Source organism: Thiobacillus sp., assembly GCF_018780105.1.
Taxonomy (GTDB): domain Bacteria; phylum Pseudomonadota; class Gammaproteobacteria; order Burkholderiales; family Thiobacillaceae; genus Thiobacillus.
This window is the reverse complement of the sequence record NZ_JADMKC010000048.1, coordinates 1-3767: the sequence shown is the minus strand read 5'-3', so window position 1 is coordinate 3767 and position 3767 is coordinate 1. Positions and strand designations below refer to the sequence as shown.

Annotated in this window: 3 protein-coding genes; 1 reads left to right on the top strand and 2 read right to left on the bottom strand. The window is 64.6% G+C overall.

The window, feature by feature from the left end; all coding sequences use genetic code 11:
- Positions 1 to 3 precede the first annotated feature (3 nt).
- Both IV098_RS15015 and tal read right to left on the bottom strand, forming a co-directional pair.
- Positions 4 to 1113, bottom strand: a complete 1110-nt coding sequence (locus IV098_RS15015; protein ID WP_296890512.1) for an S-(hydroxymethyl)glutathione dehydrogenase/class III alcohol dehydrogenase — start codon at positions 1111 to 1113, stop codon at positions 4 to 6.
- 42 nt (positions 1114 to 1155) lie between these two features.
- Positions 1156 to 2235 carry a transaldolase gene (gene tal / locus IV098_RS15010; RefSeq protein WP_296890511.1) on the bottom strand — a complete coding sequence of 360 codons (1080 nt, stop codon included), beginning with the start codon at positions 2233 to 2235 and terminating at the stop codon, positions 1156 to 1158.
- A 184-nt stretch (positions 2236 to 2419) separates the two neighbouring features.
- On the opposite strand from tal, the gene aroC reads away from it, so the two are divergent.
- A complete protein-coding gene (gene aroC, locus IV098_RS15005) occupies positions 2420 to 3517 on the top strand; it encodes a chorismate synthase (protein ID WP_296890510.1) in 1098 nt (365 codons plus the stop codon).
- The last annotated feature ends 250 nt before the right edge of the window (positions 3518 to 3767 follow it).

Here is a 3767-nt window from a genome sequence, read left to right as displayed (position 1 = left end):
GCCTCAGAAAATGATGACCGAGCGGATGCTCTTGCCTTCGTGCATCAGGTCGAAGGCGCGGTTGATGTCTTCGAGCGGCATGGTGTGGGTCACCAGCTTGTCGAGTTCGATCTTGCCGTTCATGTAGTTCTCGACGTAGCCCGGCAGTTGCGAGCGGCCCTTGACGCCGCCGAACGCGGTGCCTTTCCAGGTGCGGCCGACTACCAGGTTGAACGGCCGGGTGCAGATTTCCTTGCCGGCGCCGGCGACGCCGATCACGGTGGAGACACCCCAACCCATGTGCGTGCACTCGAGCGCATCGCGCATGACGTTGACGTTGCCGATGCACTCGAACGAGTAGTCGACGCCGCCGTTGAAGTGGTCGCGGATGTATTCGGAAACCGAACCGTTGACGTCTTTGGGGTTCAGAAAATCCGTTGCGCCGAGCGCTTTGGCCATTTCGAACTTGTCCGGGTTGAGGTCGATGGCGATGATGCGTCCCGCCTTGGCCATCACCGCGCCCTGGATGCACGACAGGCCGATGCCGCCGAGGCCGAACACCGCAACGGTGGAGCCGGGTTCGACCTTGGCGGTGTTGAGCACTGCGCCGATGCCGGTGGTGACGCCGCAGCCAAGCAGACAGACCTTGTCCAGCGGCGCCGCGGGATTGATTTTGGCGAGCGCGATTTCCGGCACCACGGTGTATTCGGCAAACGTCGAGCAGCCCATGTAGTGAAAAATCGGCTTGCCGTTTTTCGAGAAGCGGCGGGTGCCGTCGGGCATGTAACCGGTCCATACCGTCGAGGCAATCGACTGGCACAGGTTGGTCTTCGGCGAGGCGCAGTACTCGCAGTGACCGCATTCGGGGATGTAGAGCGGAATCACGTGGTCGCCCGGCTTCAGCGTTGTCACGCCGGGGCCGCACTCCACCACGACGCAGCCGCCTTCGTGGCCGAGAATGCAGGGGAAGGCGCCTTCCGGGTCGTCGCCCGAGAGCGTGAACGCATCGGTGTGGCAGACGCCGCTGGCGACGACCTGCAACAGGACCTCGCCCTCGCGTGGACCTTCTACGTCGACCTCTTCGATCGACAGCGGTTTTTTGGGTTCCCAGGCTACGGCGGCGCGTGCTTTCATGGTGGTGTCCTTGATGAATGGATGGGGGGGTGGAAGGAGGCTTCAGGCGGTTTGCTGGAGCAGTTTCTGGAAGGATGCCTCAAACAGCTTGACGCCATCGTCCTGCAGGGTCTGGCCGACCTGATCCATGTCGATGCCCAGTCGCGCCAGTTCGGCCAGTTTGGCCGCGGATTCGGCGACATCCTGCTCGACCCGCAGTGCCGGCTGGCCGTGTTCGGCCAGCGCGGCCAGCGTCTTGTCGGGCAAAGTGTTGATGGTTTCCGCGCCGATCAGCGGCTCGACATACAGCAGGTCGGAATAGTCCGGGTTCTTGACGCCGGTGCTCGCCCACAGCAGCCACTGCGGCATGGCGCCGCGTTGCGCCAGTGCGGCGAACGCCTCGCCGTGAAAAATCGCCCGATAGCGCTGGTAGGCGAGTTTGGCCATCGCCACCGCCGCCTGGCCGCGTAGCGCCAGGGCATCGGGCGTGCCGATGGCTGCCAGCTGCGTATCGACCAGGGTGTCGACGCGCGACAGGAACAGGCTCGCCACCGCGTGGCTGGCGCGCAGGTCGGCGCCGTTCTGCGCGCGCGCCTCGAGTCCGCGGATATAGGCCTTGAACACGGCTTCGGCCTGCGCCACCGAAAACAGCAGGGTCACGTTGACGTTGATGCCGAGCCGGGTCAGGGTTTCGAAGGCGCTGACACCCGCCGGCGTGCCCGGCACCTTGACCAGCAGGTTGCGGCGATCGACGGCGGCCGACAGGCGCTGCGCTTCCGCGACGGTGCGTTCGGCATCGTCCGCCCAGCGCGGTGCGACTTCCAGGCTGACGTAGCCATCGCGGCCGTGGCTGGCATCGAATGTCGGCCGCAGCAGATCGCAGGCGGCCTGGATGTCGGGGATGGCCAGCGCCTCGTAGCGGCGTTCGGTGTCGGGCTCGCCGGCGCGCAGCCTGGCCAGATCGTCGGCGTAGTAGGGGCTGCTGGCGAGCGCATTCTGGAAGATCGAGGGGTTGGAGGTCACCCCGGTCACGCCCTTGTCGGCGATGTGGCGAGCCAGCGTGCCTTCCTGAATCAGGCTGCGCGAGAGGTTGTCGAGCCACAGGCTCTGGCCGAGGGCGGCGGTGCGTTGGGCGGCATTCATGGAGACTCCTCGATTGCTGGATTGGGTAAGCATAGCGGTTAAGCCGGATGCCGGGTTACGACAACGCCGGCAGCGGAAAGTGCCCGCCGTCGCGGCAGGCCGAAGCCGCGCCTGTGCTAGACTTCAGGGCAATCTTTGGCCCGGCCGGCTTCATTTGCCGGCTTCATTCTTTCAGGTTATTTCCATGTCAGGCAGCACCCTCGGCAAGCTCTTTTGTGTCACCGTGTTCGGCGAATCGCACGGTCCCGCCATCGGCTGCGTGGTGGATGGCTGTCCGCCGGGCATGGCGCTGTGCGAAATCGATATCCAGCATGACCTCGACCGCCGCAAGCCCGGCACCTCGCGCCATGTCACCCAGCGCCGCGAGTCCGACACGGTGGAAATTTTATCAGGGCTATATGAAGGTAAAACCACCGGCACGCCGATTGCGCTGCTGATCCGCAACGAAGACCAGCGCAGCAAGGATTACGGCAACATTGGCGAGACCTTCCGCCCCGGCCACGCCGACTACACCTACACGCAGAAATACGGTTTCCGCGACCCGCGCGGCGGCGGGCGTTCTTCGGCACGCTTGACCGCGCCCATCGTCGGCGCCGGCGCCATCGCCAAGAAATGGCTGGCCGAACACCATGGCATCGTGATCCGCGGCTACATGAGCGCGCTGGGGCCGCTCGACATCCCGTTCGAGTCATGGGACGAGGTCGACAACAACGCCTTCTTTTCGCCCAGCGCCCCCATGGTGCCCAAGCTCGAGGAATACATGGATGCGTTGCGCAAATCGGGCGACTCGGTCGGCGCGCGCATCAGCGTGGTCGCCGACAACGTGCCCCCGGGCTGGGGCGAACCGCTGTACGACAAGCTCGATGCCGACCTGGCGCATGCGCTGATGGGGCTCAACGCGGTCAAGGGCGTGGAAATCGGCGACGGCATGGAGGCCGCCCGGCAACTCGGCACCGAGCACCGCGACGAAATCACTCCCGACGGTTTTCTCAGCAATCATGCGGGTGGCGTGCTCGGCGGCATTTCCTCCGGTCAGTCCATCGTCGCCCACATTGCCATCAAGCCCACCTCGTCGATGCGCCTGCCGGGCCGCTCGATCGACCTGCACGGCCAGCCGATCGAGGTCGTCACCCACGGCCGCCACGACCCCTGCGTCGGTATCCGCGCTACTCCGATTGCCGAAGCGCTGATGGCGATCGTGCTGATGGATCATGCCTTGCGCCATCGCGCGCAGTGCGGCGACGTGGTGCGCGGCACGCCGGTGATTCGCGGAAACAGCTAGAAACGCGTCAGAGTGGCCGTGTTGCAGTTCTTGCAACCGGCCCAAACTGCGATCCGGGGTTTACATGTCTGTTTGACTGATCGATGGCGTACGCTAGGTTTAAAACTTCGTGCATCCGGTCCTGACACCATGCGATTGCCCATCAGCCTGAAAATCTTCAGCATCACCCTCGCGCTGCTGGCGCTGATGGTGGTGGTCACCTGGCTGTCGGTGCTCAACTTCCGCCAGCTCAACAACCAGGTGCGCGCGC

Coding starts and splice junctions, on each gene's coding strand:
- IV098_RS15015 (WP_296890512.1), bottom strand. CDS start 1,113: ATGAAAGCACGCGCCGCCGTAGCCTGGGAACCCAAAAAACCGCTGTCG.
- tal (WP_296890511.1), bottom strand. CDS start 2,235: ATGAATGCCGCCCAACGCACCGCCGCCCTCGGCCAGAGCCTGTGGCTC.
- aroC (WP_296890510.1), top strand. CDS start 2,420: ATGTCAGGCAGCACCCTCGGCAAGCTCTTTTGTGTCACCGTGTTCGGC.